This is a genomic window from Pseudonocardia parietis, from assembly GCF_017876315.1.
Taxonomy (GTDB): Bacteria; Actinomycetota; Actinomycetes; order Mycobacteriales; family Pseudonocardiaceae; genus Pseudonocardia; species Pseudonocardia parietis.
Genome location: NZ_JAGINU010000001.1, coordinates 2,296,486 through 2,312,224 on the forward strand (window position 1 = coordinate 2,296,486; position 15,739 = coordinate 2,312,224).

Sequence of the window (15,739 nt, forward strand, 5' to 3'; positions counted from 1 at the left end):
TCCCTCACGCACCACGGACGAACGACGAGAAGGAACCATCACCATGGACTTCGGCCTCACCCCCGAGCAGACCACGCTCGTGGAGTCGGTCTCCAAGCTCGCCGAGCGGGAGTTCGGCCCGCACGCCTTCCAGCGGACCGAGTTCGCCTGGGACTCCCTCAAGGTGCTCGCCGAGCACGACCTCACCGGCCTCACCCTCCCCGTCGAGCTCGGTGGCCAGGGCGCCTCGCTGCTCGACGCCGTGCTCGTGATGATGGCGATCACCAAGGTGTGCCCGCACAGCGCCGACGCGTTGCAGGCCAGCAACTTCGGCGCCATCCGGCAGGTCGCGAAGTTCGGCTCCGAGCACGTCCGCAACGAGGTGCTCCCGCTGTTCCTGAAGGGCGAGGCCCTGGTCACGGCCGGGATGAGCGAGCCCGACGCCGGTAGCGCGCTCACCGACCTGCGCACCAGCGCCCGCTACGAGGGCGACCACGTCGTGCTCAACGGCCAGAAGTGCTGGAACTCGCACGGCCCGGACGCGACGCACTCGGTGGTCTGGTGCCGGTTCGGCCCGTCCTCGCGTGAGATCGGCGCGGTGCTCGTCCCGTTCGACTCCCCGGGCTTCACCCGCGGCAAGCGCGAGCTGCACATGAGCGGCGAGTCGCACTGCCAGCTGTTCTTCGACGAGTGCAGGGTTCCCAAGGAGTACGTGCTCGCCGACAGCGGCGCACTGGGCAAGATGCTGTCGATCTTCGGCGTCGAGCGGATGGGGAACGCCTCGCGGGCGCTCGCCCTCGCCGAGACCGCCTACGAGCGGGCCGTCGAGCACGCGAAGATCCGCAAGTCCTTCGGCAAGGACCTCTGCGAGTTCCAGGGCCTGCAGTGGAAGTTCGCCGAGATGAAGGTGGAGCTCGACGCGGCCCGGATGCTGCTGCTGCGCGCTGTCGCGAACGCCGACGCCGGAGCCCCGGACGCCACCGAGGCCGCGATCGCGAAGCTGCACGCCAACCGGACCGCGTTCGCGGTCGCCAACGAGGCGATGCAGATCTTCGGTGCGTCGGGCTACAGCCAGGAGTACCCGCTGGAGTACATCGTCCGCCGCACCCGCGGCTGGATGATCGCAGGCGGCTCGGCCGAGATCCTCAAGAACACCATCGCCGGCTCGATCTTCGGCCGGCGCTTCGACCAGCGTGCGGGAGCTGCCACGTGAGCGTCACCGACACCCCGCAGACCGGCACCCCCCAGAGCGCGGCCCCGCCGCGCGGGCTCGACGGCGCGACCGACGTCCTCGTCGACTGGGTGGTCGCCGCGCAGCAGGCCGCGCTGCCGCCCGAGGTCGAGCACCACGTGCGCCGGCTGCTCGTCGACTACATGGCCGCCGTGATCCCCGGCTCGGCCACCGACGTCGCCCGTGCCATCGCCGCTCACGTCGCCGCCACCTACGGCGTGACCGACCGCGCCGCCACCGCGGTCGGCCTGGGCCGGGTGTCGGCACCGGGCGCCGCGTTCCTCAACGGCACCAGCGCGCACAGCCTCGAGGTCGACGACGGCTACACGCCCGGCAGCGTGCACCCGAGCAGCGTGTGTTTCCCGGCCGTGCTCGCGGCGGCCGAGGCCCGCGGCAGCGACACCCCCACCACGATGCGTGCGCTCGCGGTCGCCCTCGAGACCGTGTCCCGGCTCGCCGCCGCGGGGCACCCGGCCACCTGGCGCAACCACTTCCACAACACCCCGCTCACCGGCGTCGTCGGCGCCGCCTGCGGTGTCGCGGTGCTGCACGGCCTCGATGCCGACCGGCTGCACGACGCGCTCGGCATCGCCGCGTCGCACGCCGGCGGTCTGTTCGCGTTCCTCGGCAAGGACGCCGAGGTCAAGCGGGTGCACCCGGGCAAGGCGGCGCGCGACGCGATCGTCAGCGTCGAGCTCGCCGCGGCCGGCGTGACCGGCCCGCGACCGATCCTCGAGACCCCGCACGGCTACGTCGAGGCGTTCGCCGACGGCGGCTTCGACGCCGGCACCCTGCTCGACGGGCTCGGCGAGCGGTGGGTCGTCCTCGACTCCTACGTCAAGCCCTACCCGTCCTGCCGGCACCTGCACGGTCCGATCGACGCCGTGCGCGCGCTGCGCGCCGCGCACGGGATCGGCGCGGCCGACGTCGCGCGGGTCGACGTCGCGACCTACACCGTCGCCTCGCACCACGCGGGTACGACCGTGGAGGCGCTGCTCGACGCCCAGATGAGCATCCCGTTCGCGGTGGCCACCGCGCTGGTGCACGACGAGGTCGGGCTCACCGAGTTCGGCCCGGACGCCCGCCGCGACGCCGGTGTGCTCGACCTGGTCGGCCGGGTGCACGTGCGCGCCGACGAGCAGGCCGACGCCGACTACCCGGTGCTGCGCACCGCGGTGGTGACGCTGGCCCTGCACGACGGCCGCGAGCTCACCGAGCGCGTGCCGCTGCCCTACGGCGAGCCGGGCAACCCGGTGAGCGACGAGGAGATGACCGCGAAGCTGGTGCGGCTCGCCACGCCGGTGATCGGCCGCGACGCCGCGACCGCGCTCGCCGGGCAGCTCTGGGCGTTCACCTCGCTCGACGTCGTCGCCCGCACCGACGAGTACTGCCGGGGTGCGGCATGACCCAGCTGACCGACCGGCCCGCCGGGACCCCCGGCGCGACCCGGGCCGAGGTGGGCCGAGCGCTCCTCGCGCCGCGCTCCGTCGCCATCATCGGTGCGTCCGACGACGCGCGGAAGACCACCGCGCGCCCGCTGCGGTTCCTGCGCGAGGCCGGGTTCACCGGTGGGGTGTACCCGATCAACCCGCGCCGCGAGACCGTGCTCGGTGAGCGGGCCTGGCCCGACATCGCCTCGCTGCCGGAGGTGCCCGACCACGTCTTCGTCGTGACCGACACCGCCCGGGTGGTCGATGCGGTCCGCGAGTGCGGCGAGGCGGGTGTGCCGCTGGTGACCATCCTGTCCGGTGGCTTCGGCGAGGGCGGTCCGCAGGGCCGGGAGCGGCTGGCCGAGCTGCTCGAGATCTCGCACCGGTACGGAGTGCGTGTCGTCGGGCCGAACAGCATCGGCGTGGTCAACCCGCGCACCGGCATGCTGCTCACCGCGAACGCGGCCTTCGCGGAGACGGACCTCCCCGTCGGGCCCTCGTTCGTCGCCTCCCAGTCCGGCAGCGTCATCGGCGCCCTGATGACCCGGGCGAAGGCCCGCGGGCTCGGCTTCGCCGGGCTGGTCTCCACCGGCTCCGAGGTCGACCTGACCCTCGGCGAGATCTGCGAGGCGACCCTCGACGACCCCGAGATCGGCTCGTACACGCTGTTCGTGGAGTCGATGGAGAACGCCGGGCCGCTGGCCCGGTTCGCGGCGGCCGCCGCGGAGCGCGGCCGGCCGGTCACGGTCTACAAGCTCGGCCGCAGCGACGCCGCCGCCGCGTTGTCGGTCTCGCACACCGGTGCGCTCGCCGGTGAGGACGACGAGGCCGACGCGTTCTTCCGGGCCTGCGGCTTCGCCCGGGTCGACAACTTCGAGGCGTTGATCGAGGCCGAGGCCCTGCAGCGCCGGATCGGCAGCCCCGGCGCCACCCGGGCCGACCGGATCGCGGTGATCACCTCCACCGGGGGTGGTGCCGCGATCCTCGTCGACCAGCTCGAGACCCGCGGCGTGACCGTGGCCCGGCCGAGCCCGGCGGTGTTCGAGGGCCTCGGGGGGCTCGGGCTCGAGGTCGCCGAGAACCTCATCGTCGACCTGACGCTGGCCGGCACCCGCCACGACCTCGTCCTCGGCGCCCTCGACGTGCTCCGTTCCAGCGGCGAGTTCGACCTGGTGCTCTTCGTGATCGGCTCGTCGGCCCGGCTCAACCCGGAGCTCGCCGTGCGGGCGATCGCCGAGGCCGCGGGCGACGGTCCGGTCCCGATCGCGGCCTGGGCACTCCCGGACGCGCTCGAGTCGCTCCGGATGCTCAACGATGCCGGTGTGCCGGCGTTCCGCACCGCGGAGGCCTGTGCGGAGGCGGTCGCCGCGACGCTCGCCCGCCGCCCGGTCGACCCGCAGGTGCTGGGCACCCGCATCGCAGGCGCCGCCGTACCGGCGGGCCACACGCTCGACGAGGCCGGGTCGGCACGCGTCCTCGCGGAGCTCGGGGTGCGCTTCCCCGCCGCGACGACCTGCGACGACACCGGGGCCCCGGCGGCGGAGCCGACCTACCCCGCCGTGGTGAAGGCGCTGTCGGACCGGCTGCCCCACAAGTCCGACGCCGGCGCGGTCGTGCTCGGCGTCGCCGATGCCGGCGGCGTCGCCGACGCCGTCGCGAGGATCACCGCCAACGTCGCCGCGCACGACCCCACGATCCGGCTCGAGCAGTTCCTCGTGCAGGAGATGGTCGACGACGCGGTCGTGGAGGCGCTCGTCGGTTACCGGGTCAGCCCGTCGGTGGGGCCGCTCGTCGTGCTCGCGGCGGGCGGGATCCACGCCGAGCTCTACGACGACTCCACGCTCCGGCTGGCACCGGTCACCCCGGAGGTGGCTCGGGAGATGATCGACGAGGTGACCGCGATGCGGATCGCCCGGGGGTTCCGCGGAGGACCCGTCGGGGACCTCGACGCGCTCGTCGACACCGTCGTCGCCGTCTCACGGCTCGCCGTGACCCGCCCCGACGTGGTCGAGGCCGAGATCAACCCGGTCGCGGTGCGCCCGCGCGGGTGCGGGGCGGTCGCGCTCGACGCACTGGTCCAGCAGGCCCACGAGGCCTGATCGGGCCCGCCCGACCATGAACCGACATACATCCGAGGACGCACCATGGACGTGAAGATCACCGACTTGTCGCTGATGTACGGCGACTTCACCGCGGTCGAGCACCTGAGTCTCCACATCGAGGACGGCGAGTCCCTGGTGCTGCTCGGGCAGTCGGGCTGCGGCAAGACGAGCACGATGCGGTGTGTCGCCGGGCTGGAGGACCCCAGCGGGGGCTCGATCAGCATCGGCGGCACGACGGTCTTCGACGCCGCCGCCGGGACCAACATCGCCCCGAACCGGCGCAACGTCGGGCTGGTGTTCCAGTCCTACGCCGTCTGGCCGCACATGACGGTCATGGAGAACGTCTCCTTCCCGCTGCGCATGAAGCGGCGCCCGAAGAAGGAGATCCGCACCCGGGCGCAGGAGACCCTGGAGCTCGTGGGCCTCGGGCACCTGGCCGACAAGGGCGCGAGCAAGCTCTCCGGTGGTCAGATGCAGCGGGTGGCGCTGGCCCGCAGCCTCGCGATGGAACCCAACGTGATGCTGCTCGACGAACCCCTGTCGAACCTCGACGCCCGGCTGCGCGACGACCTGCGCGTGGAGCTGCGACGGCTGCAGCTCGAGCTCGGGCTCACCAGCATCTACGTGACCCACGACCAGTCCGAGGCACTGGCGCTCGCGGACCGCATCGCGATCATGCAGCACGGCCGCATCTCCCAGCTGGCCACGCCGGTCGAGACCTACCGCAATCCCGCTTCCGCGTCGATCGCCGAGTTCCTCGGGGTCGCGAACATCCTGCGCATCTCCGCTCCGCGGGCGGGGGAGCACCGGCTCGGCCTGGCCGACCACGCCCTCGAGGTCGCGGTCGGGACCGCCGTCCCGGCCGGGGACGATCTGAGCGTCTGTGTGCGTCCGGAGCACGTGCGGCTGGCGACGCAGCCGAGCGAGGGAGCACCGAACTCCTGGCCCGGCACCGTCGAGGTCAGCGTCTTCCAGGGCTCGTACGCACGCTGCACCGTCACCCTCGACGCCGGACCGAGGCTGGAGGTCCAGACCCGCGACGCCACGTTCGTACCGCGCCAGCACGACCGCGTGCACGTCGAGATCGACCCCGAGCACGTGCAGGTGCTCCCGCAGGAGGTCGGCCCGGCCGGCGTCGTGGACGGCGGCCGGGAACCGGCCGGCACCGGCCGGACCGGCGGGACCCGGGCGGGCGACGGCCCGGAGGTCCCCGACCGGCGGCCGGTCGCGGCGCACGCGGCGACCGTGACCGGGGAGGGCTGAGGGGTGGCGATGCTCGACGACCGGCCTCGCGCCGCGCCGGAACCGGCCCCCGCGCCGGCCCCCGCGCGAACGGCCCGCGGCCTGCGCCGCCGCTGGTTGCCCACCGGACTCCTCCTCGTCGTGCTGGGCGTGCTCATCGTGATCCCGGCCGCGATGGTGCTGCTCGCGGCGTTCAGCGTGGACGTGCCGCGCCCCGGGAACATCACGTGGGAGCTGACCGCGAGCAACTTCGCGATCTTCGGTGATCCCCAGACCCTGCGGGCGTTCCTCAACTCGCTGGTCATCGGTGTCGTGGCGACGGCGCTGGCCTGTTTCATCGGTGGGGCGCTGGCGTTCCTCGCCGCGCGCACCGACATCCCGCTGGCACCGTTCGTGTACCTGGTCGGGCTGATGCCGCTGTTCCTGCCGTCCTACGTCGGCGCGCTGGCGTGGTCGATGCTCGGCGGCCCGAACGCCGGGCTGCTGAACATCGCTCAGAGCGACCTGGGGATGTCGCTGCCGCTCGACATGTACTCGATGCCGGGGATGATCTTCGTCTTCGCGATGTACTACTCGCCGTACACCTTCCTGATGGTGCACGGGGCGATGTCGCTGATGAGCCCGGACCTGGAGGAAGCCGCACGGGTGCACGGTGCGAGCTCGCGCCGGATGCTGGGCCTGGTCTCGTTCCCGCTGGTCACGCCGGCACTGATCGGCTCGGCGATGCTCAGCTTCATCCTGATCTTCGAGAACTTCCCGGTCGCCCAGGTGCTGGGGACCCCCGGCGGCGTCGACACCCTGCCCACGCTGATCTTCCGGTTGCTCAACACCAGCCCGTCGCGCGGCAACGAGAGCGCGGCCATCGCGATCGTGCTCGTCGGGGTCGTGCTGCTGGCCACCTGGCTGCAGCAGCGGATGCTGGCCAAGCGGTCGTTCACCACGGTCACCGGCAAGGGCGTCCGCCAGAAGAAGGTCACCCTGGGCCGGGCCCGGATCCCGGTGTTCCTCGCCGTGCTGGGCTTCTTCTTCCTGTCCATCGTGCTGCCGGTGCTCGCTCTCGTGGTGGTCGCGGGCCAGAGCTCGCCCTATCTCACCTCGCTGGCTCAGCTCACCGAGCCGGGCGGTCTCGACTTCAGCTCGTTCTCCGACGTGCTCACCTCGTCGACCTTCCTGGAGGCGGGGTGGAACAGCCTGGTCGTGAGCCTCTTTGCGGCGAGCGCAGGCGTGGTGCTGGCCTTCCTGTGCGGCTACCTCGTCTACCGCAGCAAGGCCTCCGGCCGGTCGCTGGTCGAGGGCGTCTCGATGGTGCCGCTGGCGCTGCCGGCGGTCGTGCTCGGGATGGGGCTGTTGTGGACCTGGCTGGTGATGCCGGTCCCGCTCTACGGCACCCTCGCGGTCCTGGTGATCGCGTTCCTTGCGGTGCAGTCGCCGCAGGGCTTCCGCGGTGTGGCCTCCTCGATCCTCGCCACCGACCGTGACCTCGAGGACTCCGCGGTGATGCTCGGCGCTTCCCGGTCCCGGGCCGTCACGAGCATCACGGTGCCCTTGATGAAGGTGGGGCTGCTGTCCACGTTCCTGTTGTTGCTCATGCTCAGCATGCGTGAGCTCACCGTGCCGCTGTTCCTCTACACCAGCGACACCGAAATCCTCTCGATCGCCATCTACGACGCGTTCGAGAACGGCGGAGCACTCCGCGAGGCAGCGGCCATGAGCGTGATCTACACCGCCTTCATGTTCGTCCTGTCCTACATCCCCCGCCGCCTCGCGCGGTAGCCACTCGCGGACGCCGGGCACCGGTGTACGCACAGCAAAGGAGCTGACCCATGAAGAGGACACGCCTGAGCGTCCTGGGCGCCGCGCTCGCCGCGTGCAGCCTGCTGCTCGCAGGTTGCGGCGGCGGTGCCGCCGAGGGCGGTGCCGGATCCGTCACCGAGCAGATGCTGGCGATGCCACCGGTCGACGACACGGCGGGCCTGGTCATCGACGGTGAGCAGGTCGCCGACGCCGAGCTGCTCGAGGCCGCGCGGGGGGACAAGCTCGTCTGGTTCACCGGCTCGGGCAGCGAGAGCGCCGAGCTCACCGCCGACCGGTTCACCGAGGAGACCGGTGTCGAGGTCGAGGTGACCCGGATGCCGTCGTCGAAGCTGAACGAGCGGGTGCTGAGCGAGGCCGGGGCGGGGCGGCTGTCGGCCGGCGTCGTCACCATCACCGACCCGCTGCTCGCCGAGGGTCTCGCCGAGCAGGGCGTGTACGTGCCGTACACCGAGATGCCGACGCACGACGTGCTCGCCGGCACGGAGAACGTGACGTGGGCCGACGGCGCCTTCTACACGTCGTACTACTCGGCCTACGCCTTCGCCTACAACTCCCGGGCGGTCGCCGAGGCCGACGTCCCGGCGAGCTGGAACGACCTGCTCGACCCGAAGTGGAAGGGCCGGATGGGCGTGGTCAACGCCGGTGCCGGTGGCACCGTGCAGGGCCTCGCCGCCTTCCAGGAGCAGGTCATGGGCGGCGACTACTGGGCCGGTCTGGCCGCCCAGGGGCCCCGCTTCTTCGACACGACCTCGGTGCAGCTCGAGGCGCTCGCGCGCGGCGAGATCGAGATCGCGACGGCCGGATTCAACAGCACCTACGGCGCCCAGAAGTCCGGGGCGCCGATCAAGCTCGTCGTCCCGCAGGAGGGTGTCTCGGGCACCTTCAACATGCAGGGCCTCACCAGCGCCGGCCAGCAGAGCCCGGCGGCGAAGCTGTTCATGAACTGGACCTGGTCGAAGGCCGGCCAGCAGTTCGCCGCGGCCCAGGGCTTCATCGGGGCCCGTACCGACATCGAGCAGGTCCCGACCGGTGAGTACCGGCTGCCGAAGGCCGACGACGCCACCTTCGTGGTGTACACGCCGGAGGAGGCGGAGCAGCACGGCGCCGACGTCGTCCGCCGCTGGAACGAGACCTTCGGGTTCAACGGCTGATCCCACCGGCACCGAACGCCTCCGGTCTCCTGAGACCGGAGGCGTTCGCCGTTCGACAGTAGTCAGCCGAGGATCACCCGAGCAGCACCAGCGACAGTTTGCGCGCCACGCACGCAGGTCGTTCGGCGTGCTCGAGCTCCACGGTGAAGTCGATCGAGACGAGGGCGGCGTCGTCTCGGGGCTGGACCGCCGCGACGGTGGCGCGCAGGCGGATGCGGGAGCCGACCGGGACCGGGGCGGGGAAGCGCACCCGGTCGAACCCGTAGTTGAGCCGCGCGGAGCCGACGTCGAGCCGGTAGAGGTCCCCGGTCAGCGACGAGATCAGCGACAGGGTCAGCTGACCGTGCGCGATCGTGCGGCCGTGTGGACCGGTCGCGGCGCGCTCCGGGTCGACGTGGATCCACTGGTGGTCACCCGTCGCCGCGGCGAACGCGTCGATGTGCTCCTGCTCGACGGCCATCCAGGGCCCCGGGCCGAGTGCGGCGCCGACGGCGTCGTCGAGCTCGGCCCGGGTCGTGATCACGAGCGGGCCCGGCACGGTCACGCCGACTCCTGCACGGTGGCAGTGGATCGGACCGGGGCGGCGCTCACATGAACCGCCCGCCGGTGACCTCGGCGGTCGTGCCGGTCATGTACGACGACAGCGACGACGCGTAGAACAGCGCCACGCCGGCCACCTCGTCGACCTCCCCGACGCGCTGCATCGGGATCTCGGACATCTTCTGGTCCCAGGCCTTCTGCGGCATCGCCTCGGTCATCGCCGAACGGATCAGGCCCGGCTGGATGGCGTTGACGCGCACGCCGTGGTGGGCCATCTCCTTCGCGGCGGCCTTGGTGAGGCCGACGATCCCTGCCTTGGCGGCCGAGTAGTTGGTCTGCCCCACCATGCCGACCTTCCCGGACAGCGAGCTGATGTTCACGATCGCGCCGGACTTCTGCGCCCGCATGTGGGCGGCGGCGAGGCGGGTGCCGTTCCAGGTTCCCTTGAGGTGCACCTGGACGACGAGGTCGAAGTCGTCCTCGGACATGGTGCGCATGGTGGCGTCGCGGGTGATCCCGGCGTTGTTGACGAACACGTCGAGCGAGCCGAACGTGGCCACGGTGGTATCGATCAGCGCCTGGACGTCGGCGGCCGACACCACGTCACAGCGCACACCCACGGCGAGGGCGTCGCCCCCGAGCTCCTTCGCGGCGGCCTGTGCGGCGGCCTCGTCGAGATCCCCGAGCACCACCCGGGCGCCGTGCTCGACGTAGGTGCGGGCGATGGCGAGCCCGATGCCCTGCGCGCCGCCGGTCACGACGGCCGTGCGGCCCTCCAGCAATGCGGTCATGTGTGGTCCTTCCTCATGATGGTCATCCGGATCTCAGTGGTCGTCCGGATCTCAGTGGTCATCCGAAGCGGGGCTCTCGCCGGTCGGTGAAGGCCGCGCGCCCCTCGGCGGCGTCGCCTCCGTGGCCCGCGAGCGAGACGGCCATGCGTTCGGTCGCCAGGAACTCGCCGAGGTCGGCCCGGGTCGCGGCCTGCAGGCGTTTGGTCAGGGCGTTGGACTCCCGCGGCCCCAGCGCGAGTCGTTGCGCGATCGCCACCGCCTGCCCGGTCGCGGCGCCGGGCGCCACGACCTCGCTCACCAGGCCGGCTTCCGCGGCGGCGCCGGCGGTGAGCCGCTCGCCCAGCAGCAGGTGTTTCGCCGCCCGCTGCGGTCCGAGCCGGCGGGGGAGGTGGTAGGCGGTGCCGCCGTCCGCGGTCAGGCCGCGAGCCGCGAACGGGGCGGCGAAGAACGCGTCCTCGGCGGCCACGACCAGGTCGCAGGCCAGGACCAGTCCCCAGGCGGCGCCCACCGCGTACCCCTCGACCGCAGCGACGACGACGACATCGGAGCGCGTGACCGTCTCGATGACCTCGTGCACCAAAGCCAGGCGAGAGGCGGGACCGAAGAGACCGTCGCTCGACGTGGGCATCGAGCCGATGTCACCACCGGAGGAGAAGTACGTATCCCCACCGGTGAGGACGACCGCAGCCTGGCCACGGCGTTCGGCCTCGCGCAGAGCGGTCGCGAGCTGCTCGAGCAACGCGTGGTCGAGGGCGTTGCGGCGGTGTGGCCGGTGCAGCCGGAGGGTCGTCACTCCTGCCGCGACATCGACGACCAGAGACTGTTCGGCGGCGACATCCATAGTCTATAGAATGTAGTCATTGTGTCGCCGTAGGTCGAGTCCCGGCGCGGATCCGCAGGCGTCAGCTACCAGGTGACGGGCAGCTCGTGCAGGCCGTACAGGAGGGTGCCGTGCTTGTAGGGCAGCTCGTCGGCCGGTGCGGCGACCCGCAGGGTGGGGATGCGTGCGAACAGGGTGGAGAACACGATCTCCAGCTCCAGCCGGGCGAGGTTCTGCCCGAGGCACTGGTGCACGCCATAGCCGAACCCGACGTGGTGCCGGTTGCCGCGGTGGACGTCGAACCGTTCGGGCTCGGCGAACACTGCGGGGTCCCAGTCGGCCGCGGCCAGCAGGGCGATGACCCCCTCGCCCGCGCGGATCGGGGTGCCGCTGAGCTCGGTGTCCTCGGCCGCGATCCGGGTGGTGACGACGTCGGCGATGCTGAGGTAGCGCAGCAGCTCCTCGACGGTGCCGGGGAGCAGCTCGGGGTCCGACCGGAGCGCGGCGAGCTGGGCGGGGTGTTCCAGCAGTGCCATGGTGCCGAGCGAGATCATGTTCGCGGTGGTCTCGTGCCCCGCGTTGAGCAGCATCAGACACATCATCAGCAGCTCCTCCCGGCCGAGCTCGCCGGCGGGCTCGAGCTGTTCGGTGACCAGCTTGCTCATCAGGTCGTCGCCGGGGTGCTGCTGTTTGCGGGTGATCAGTCCGTCCATGTAGGCGCGTAGGTCGCCCAGCACGGTCGCGAACTGCTCCGCGGTGCTCGCCGTCGACACGGCGATCTTGCTCCTGCTCTGGAAGAACTCGTGGTCGTCGTAGGGCACGCCGAGCAGCTGGCAGATCACCAGCGACGGCACGGGGAGTGCGAACGCCTCGACCAGGTCCACCGGCGGGGTCCGGGTGAGCAGGTCGTCGAGCAGCCGGTCCACGATGGCCTGGATGCCTGGTCGCATCGTCTTGATGCGCTTGACGGTGAACTCCTGGATGAGCATGCGCCGGTAGAAGCTGTGTTGCGGCGGGTCCATCCGGATGAACGGCGGGCGCGCCAGGACCTGCGCCTGGCCCGGGAGGAGCGTGGGGAAGCCGGGGCGGGTGCCGTCGGCGCTGAACACCGGGCTGCTCAGCACGGTCCGGACGTCCTCGTACCGGGTCACCAGCCAGGCGGTGCCGCCGGTGGGTAGCTGTACCTGGGAGACGGGTTCCTCGGTGCGCAGCCGGTCGTACTCCGGTGGTGGTGCGAACGGGCACTGCCGCTGGAGCGGGAAGCTCCGGTTGTCAGAGGTCGTGGTCCGGGACATCACACGCTCCCATGCAAGTGAAGGTAAGCCCTCCGGTTAGTCGTCGAGTAAGCTAACACAACCGAAGGTTTTCCCTCCACATCTTGAGGGAGAAGGGATGGGTATCGGTTGAGCGAGAACACGACCCAGCTGCGGGCGGACGCCCGCCGCAACCGCGAGCAGATCGTCGTCGCGGCCCGCGAGGTCTTCCTCGAGCAGGGCGTGCACGCGTCGCTGGAGGAGATCGCGCGCCGCGCGGGCGTCGGCATCGCCACGCTCTACCGGCGGTTCCCCGACCGGCAGACGCTCGTCCGGCAGGTCGCCCTGGAGAACATGGCGCTGATCGGTGCGGAGATGGACCGCGCCACCGCCGAGCACTCGGACGCCTGGAGTGCGCTGGTGCAGCTCCTGCGCCGCCTGGTGGAACTTCGGGTCGGCGTCTTCACGCCGATGCTGGCCTCGACCCTCGAGGAGGACCTGCGCGGCGAGAAGGGAGAACTCAAGGCGAGCCGTGACCGGCTCGTCGAGCGGATGGAGCAGCTCATCCATGCCGCGCAGCAGGAGGGCCGGCTCCGTCGGGGTATCGGCCCGATCGACCTGCTGGCCGGCATCATCAAGCTGTCCCGCCCGCTGCCCGTCATCGGCGCCGAGCTGAACGAGCTGCTGACCGACCGGCAGCTGGAGCTGTTCCTCGGTGGACTCCACGCAGTGGCGCTGGACGCCTCCGAGCCGCTGCGCCCGCAGTCGCTCACCCCCGACGAGCTGGATCGCCATCTCAAGATGGCGGAGTGAGCGGCGCCGATGCGATCTGTCCGATCGGGGACGCCGACTGACGAGCAAGGTCCTCGTACACCCACGGCCGGCTACCGGAGGTCGAACAGTGACGACGCGGCTCTCGCCCCGCCTCGCGCAGATCGTGGCGGCGCTCTCGATCGAGCCGGACCAGCGGGTGCTCGAGATCGGCTGCGGGCCCGGTGCAGCGGCGCGCGCGGTCGCTGACCGGCTGACCACCGGTCATGTCCTCGCCGTCGATCGGTCGGCGCGGGCGATCGAGCAGCTGAGGAGTTGCTCGGCGGAGCAGCTCACCTCAGGTCGTCTGAGCGCCCGGCACGTGGCGATCGAAGACTTCACCCTCGCCCACGACGAGGAGCCGTTCGATCTGGTCTTCGCGATCCGGGTCGGAGCACTCGACGGCCGGCATCCCGAAGCGGCGCAGGCAGCCATGCGGCGTATCGCCGCCGCGACCACCCCGCATGCTCGACTCTTCGTCGACGGCGGTCGACCGCTACGGGAACTGACCATCCACCGGCACGCCTGACCTGTATCCGGAGCGTGTACACCCGGAGGGTGCGGGAACGAGCCGTATTCAGGAGGTAACCATGGCCGATCGCGACAAGGACGACGCGGCACCGAAGCTGCTCTCGGGCGGCAATCCTCAGATCCCCAAGGGTGAGGGGGATGGTCCGGTGCAGAGCTACATCGCCGCCATGCCCGGCTGGAAACGGGACGTCGGGAAACGCATCGATGATCTGATCGTGCATGCGGTCCCGCAGGTGCACAAGGCCGTGAAATGGAACCAGCCGTTCTACGGCGTCCGAGGTGAGGGCTGGTTCCTGTCGCTCCGTTGTTTCACGAAGTACGTCCAGCTGCAGTTCCTCAGAGGCACGTCGCTCGATCCCGTGCCTCCCAAGGCGTCGAAACATCGTGAAGTGCGTTATCTCGACATCCACGAAGGCGACCGGCTGGACGAGGAACAGCTCCGGTCCTGGGTCGAGCAGGCCGCCGAGCTGCCGGGCGAGCAGATGTGATGCGGCCGATGTCGCCGGTGGAGCGTCCGTTGACGGGCCTGATGCGTAAGGAGTAGCTTACGCATATGCCGACCGTGGATCCCTGGGTGGCGCTCGCCGATCAGACCCGGCGCGGGCTGCTCGCCCGGGTGGCCAGGGAGCCGAGCTCGGTCACCGCTCTGGCCGAGGACCTGCCGATGAGTCGTCCCGCGGTCTCGCAGCACCTGAAGTTGCTGCTGGATGCCCGGCTGGTCGACGTACACCGGCAGGGACGGCAGCGGATCTACGCCGCCCGCCCGGACGGCCTGGCGGCCCTGCGCGCGGAGCTGGACACGTTCTGGAGCCAGGCGCTGTCGAACTTCAAACGGATCGCCGAGACAAACCACTGAGGTGTAGCCGTGACCACCACCGACGAACTCACGACCGTGCGGCAGCAGATCATCGTCGACGTGGCCCAGGACCACGCCTTCGCGGTGTTCACGAACCGGTTCGACGGGATCAAGCCGCGGGAGTACAACCTGCTCCCGGTCGACATCGCAGAGACCGTCTTCGAACCGCGGGTCGGCGGGCACGTCTACGACCGCGGGATCGACGGGAGCGTCTGCCGCTGGGCGCGGGTGCTGGAGTTCGACCCGCCTCACCGGTTCCTGATCAGCTGGGACATCACCGCGCAGTGGCAGCTCGAGACCGACCTCGGCCGGACCAGCGAGGTCGAGGTCCGGTTCGTGCCGATCGGAGATGCGCAGACCCGGGTCGAGCTCGAACACCGCCACCTCGACCGGCACGGCGAAGGGTGGCGGGACTACCGCTCCGGCCTCGCAGGCGGCTGGCCCGCCTTCCTCGAGAACTTCCGCGTCCTCACCACCGCGCAGGGGTAGGCGATGAGCCGGACCGATCTGCGGACGCTGGCCACCGACGAACGGCGTGACCTCGCCGACTTCCTGGCCGGCCTCACCGACGAGCAGTGGGAGACCCGCTCCCTGTGCGAGGAGTGGACCGTGCGGCAGGTGGTCGCGCACATGATCAGCTACGACGACCTGACGATTCCCCTGCTACTGCGCCGCATGGTGGCGGGCGGGTTCCGGGTGAACGGGATGAACCCCCTCGGCGTCGCGGCGTACGATGCCACCTCGCCGGCCGAGGTGCTCACCGAGCTCCGCACGCACCTGCGTCCCCGCGGCCTCACGGCGATGGGCGGCGGGGGCATCGCGCTGACCGACGGCCTGGTCCACCACCAGGACATCCGCCGCGCACTCGACGCTCCCCGCCGGGTGCCGGCCGAACGCCTCCTACCGGCGCTCGGATTCGCGCTGAAGGCGCTCGCCCTGCCCAGCCGCCACCACGTCCGCGGGCTCCGCCTGGTCGCGACCGACCTGGACTGGACCCACGGCGACGGCCCCGAGGTGACCGGGCCGGGGGAGGCCGTGCTGATGGCGATCGCCGGTCGCCCGGCCGCGCTCACCGACCTGGACGGACCGGGCGTCGCCACCCTCGCCCAGCGCCTCACCGCGAAGCCGGCAGCCTGATCAGGACGAGTCGATGTGCCGGGTGCCTGATGCACCCGCGGCCGGCGGAGG

16 protein-coding genes are annotated in these 15,739 nt (G+C 71.3%); 12 read left to right on the top strand and 4 right to left on the bottom strand.

The features are described from left to right. Nucleotides 1-43 precede the first annotated feature (43 nt). Genes JOF36_RS10865 through JOF36_RS10890 form a run of 6 tightly spaced genes read left to right on the top strand, consistent with a single transcriptional unit; the run spans nucleotide 44 to nucleotide 8,950 of the window. On the top strand, nucleotides 44-1,192 hold the full coding sequence (locus JOF36_RS10865) for an acyl-CoA dehydrogenase family protein (RefSeq protein WP_210026556.1): 1,149 nt from the start codon (nucleotides 44-46) through the stop codon (nucleotides 1,190-1,192). After that, nucleotides 1,189-2,616 carry an MmgE/PrpD family protein gene (locus JOF36_RS10870; RefSeq protein WP_210026557.1) on the top strand — a complete coding sequence of 476 codons (1,428 nt, stop codon included), beginning with the start codon at nucleotides 1,189-1,191 and terminating at the stop codon, nucleotides 2,614-2,616. The genes JOF36_RS10865 and JOF36_RS10870 overlap by 4 nt, the downstream gene beginning before the upstream one ends. Then, nucleotides 2,613-4,739 (top strand): acetate--CoA ligase family protein, encoded by a 2,127-nt coding sequence (locus JOF36_RS10875; RefSeq protein ID WP_210026558.1) that lies wholly within the window; start codon nucleotides 2,613-2,615, stop codon nucleotides 4,737-4,739. The genes JOF36_RS10870 and JOF36_RS10875 overlap by 4 nt, the downstream gene beginning before the upstream one ends. Nucleotides 4,740-4,784: 45 nt before the next feature. Next, complete coding sequence (locus JOF36_RS10880; RefSeq protein ID WP_210026559.1) at nucleotides 4,785-6,005, top strand: ABC transporter ATP-binding protein; 1,221 nt, start codon at nucleotides 4,785-4,787, stop codon at nucleotides 6,003-6,005. Nucleotides 6,006-6,014: 9 nt separating this feature from the next. Further along, nucleotides 6,015-7,757 (top strand): ABC transporter permease, encoded by a 1,743-nt coding sequence (locus tag JOF36_RS10885; protein ID WP_210026560.1) that lies wholly within the window; start codon nucleotides 6,015-6,017, stop codon nucleotides 7,755-7,757. Nucleotides 7,758-7,807: 50 nt separating this feature from the next. Beyond that, complete coding sequence (locus tag JOF36_RS10890) at nucleotides 7,808-8,950, top strand: ABC transporter substrate-binding protein (protein ID WP_210026561.1); 1,143 nt, start codon at nucleotides 7,808-7,810, stop codon at nucleotides 8,948-8,950. 73 nt (nucleotides 8,951-9,023) lie between these two features. On the opposite strand, the gene JOF36_RS10895 is transcribed toward JOF36_RS10890, so the two are convergent. The 4 genes from JOF36_RS10895 to JOF36_RS10910 all read right to left on the bottom strand — a co-directional run bounded on the left by JOF36_RS10895 (nucleotide 9,024) and on the right by JOF36_RS10910 (nucleotide 12,396). Continuing rightward, nucleotides 9,024-9,494 (bottom strand): MaoC family dehydratase, encoded by a 471-nt coding sequence (locus tag JOF36_RS10895; protein ID WP_307862313.1) that lies wholly within the window; start codon nucleotides 9,492-9,494, stop codon nucleotides 9,024-9,026. Between the two features lie 43 nt (nucleotides 9,495-9,537). Beyond that, nucleotides 9,538-10,281, bottom strand: coding sequence for a 3-oxoacyl-ACP reductase FabG (fabG, locus tag JOF36_RS10900; RefSeq protein ID WP_210026563.1), 744 nt, complete (start codon nucleotides 10,279-10,281; stop codon nucleotides 9,538-9,540). 58 nt (nucleotides 10,282-10,339) lie between these two features. Then, complete coding sequence (locus JOF36_RS10905) at nucleotides 10,340-11,122, bottom strand: enoyl-CoA hydratase/isomerase family protein (RefSeq protein WP_210026565.1); 783 nt, start codon at nucleotides 11,120-11,122, stop codon at nucleotides 10,340-10,342. Nucleotides 11,123-11,187: 65 nt separating this feature from the next. Next, a complete protein-coding gene (locus JOF36_RS10910; RefSeq protein ID WP_210026568.1) occupies nucleotides 11,188-12,396 on the bottom strand; it encodes a cytochrome P450 in 1,209 nt (402 codons plus the stop codon). A 108-nt stretch (nucleotides 12,397-12,504) separates the two neighbouring features. Here JOF36_RS10910 and JOF36_RS10915 point away from each other — a divergent pair, with 108 nt between their 5' ends. The 6 genes from JOF36_RS10915 to JOF36_RS10940 all read left to right on the top strand — a co-directional run bounded on the left by JOF36_RS10915 (nucleotide 12,505) and on the right by JOF36_RS10940 (nucleotide 15,688). Next, nucleotides 12,505-13,167 (top strand): TetR/AcrR family transcriptional regulator, encoded by a 663-nt coding sequence (locus tag JOF36_RS10915; protein ID WP_210026569.1) that lies wholly within the window; start codon nucleotides 12,505-12,507, stop codon nucleotides 13,165-13,167. 88 nt (nucleotides 13,168-13,255) lie between these two features. Further along, the gene (locus tag JOF36_RS10920) at nucleotides 13,256-13,693 is read left to right on the top strand and encodes a class I SAM-dependent methyltransferase (protein WP_210026570.1); all 438 of its coding nucleotides are present in this window, start codon (nucleotides 13,256-13,258) and stop codon (nucleotides 13,691-13,693) included. A 61-nt stretch (nucleotides 13,694-13,754) separates the two neighbouring features. After that, the gene (locus tag JOF36_RS10925) at nucleotides 13,755-14,183 is read left to right on the top strand and encodes a DUF1801 domain-containing protein (protein WP_210026571.1); all 429 of its coding nucleotides are present in this window, start codon (nucleotides 13,755-13,757) and stop codon (nucleotides 14,181-14,183) included. Nucleotides 14,184-14,248: 65 nt separating this feature from the next. Next, entirely contained in the window at nucleotides 14,249-14,551 is a 303-nt protein-coding gene (locus JOF36_RS10930; protein ID WP_210026572.1) for an ArsR/SmtB family transcription factor, read from the top strand. Nucleotides 14,552-14,560: 9 nt separating this feature from the next. After that, the gene (locus JOF36_RS10935; protein ID WP_210026573.1) at nucleotides 14,561-15,040 is read left to right on the top strand and encodes an SRPBCC family protein; all 480 of its coding nucleotides are present in this window, start codon (nucleotides 14,561-14,563) and stop codon (nucleotides 15,038-15,040) included. Nucleotides 15,041-15,043: 3 nt separating this feature from the next. Further along, on the top strand, nucleotides 15,044-15,688 hold the full coding sequence (locus JOF36_RS10940; RefSeq protein WP_210026574.1) for a maleylpyruvate isomerase family mycothiol-dependent enzyme: 645 nt from the start codon (nucleotides 15,044-15,046) through the stop codon (nucleotides 15,686-15,688). Nucleotides 15,689-15,739 lie beyond the last annotated feature (51 nt).

Bases quoted from the DNA above. Each gene is read 5' to 3' on its own strand.
- JOF36_RS10865 (WP_210026556.1), top strand. From the start codon at position 44: ATGGACTTCGGCCTCACCCCCGAGCAGACCACGCTCGTGGAGTCGGTC.
- JOF36_RS10875 (WP_210026558.1), top strand. From the start codon at position 2,613: ATGACCCAGCTGACCGACCGGCCCGCCGGGACCCCCGGCGCGACCCGG.
- JOF36_RS10880 (WP_210026559.1), top strand. From the start codon at position 4,785: ATGGACGTGAAGATCACCGACTTGTCGCTGATGTACGGCGACTTCACC.
- JOF36_RS10885 (WP_210026560.1), top strand. From the start codon at position 6,015: ATGCTCGACGACCGGCCTCGCGCCGCGCCGGAACCGGCCCCCGCGCCG.
- JOF36_RS10890 (WP_210026561.1), top strand. From the start codon at position 7,808: ATGAAGAGGACACGCCTGAGCGTCCTGGGCGCCGCGCTCGCCGCGTGC.
- fabG (WP_210026563.1), bottom strand. From the start codon at position 10,281: ATGACCGCATTGCTGGAGGGCCGCACGGCCGTCGTGACCGGCGGCGCG.
- JOF36_RS10905 (WP_210026565.1), bottom strand. From the start codon at position 11,122: ATGGATGTCGCCGCCGAACAGTCTCTGGTCGTCGATGTCGCGGCAGGA.
- JOF36_RS10910 (WP_210026568.1), bottom strand. From the start codon at position 12,396: ATGTCCCGGACCACGACCTCTGACAACCGGAGCTTCCCGCTCCAGCGG.
- JOF36_RS10925 (WP_210026571.1), top strand. From the start codon at position 13,755: ATGGCCGATCGCGACAAGGACGACGCGGCACCGAAGCTGCTCTCGGGC.
- JOF36_RS10930 (WP_210026572.1), top strand. From the start codon at position 14,249: ATGCCGACCGTGGATCCCTGGGTGGCGCTCGCCGATCAGACCCGGCGC.
- JOF36_RS10940 (WP_210026574.1), top strand. From the start codon at position 15,044: ATGAGCCGGACCGATCTGCGGACGCTGGCCACCGACGAACGGCGTGAC.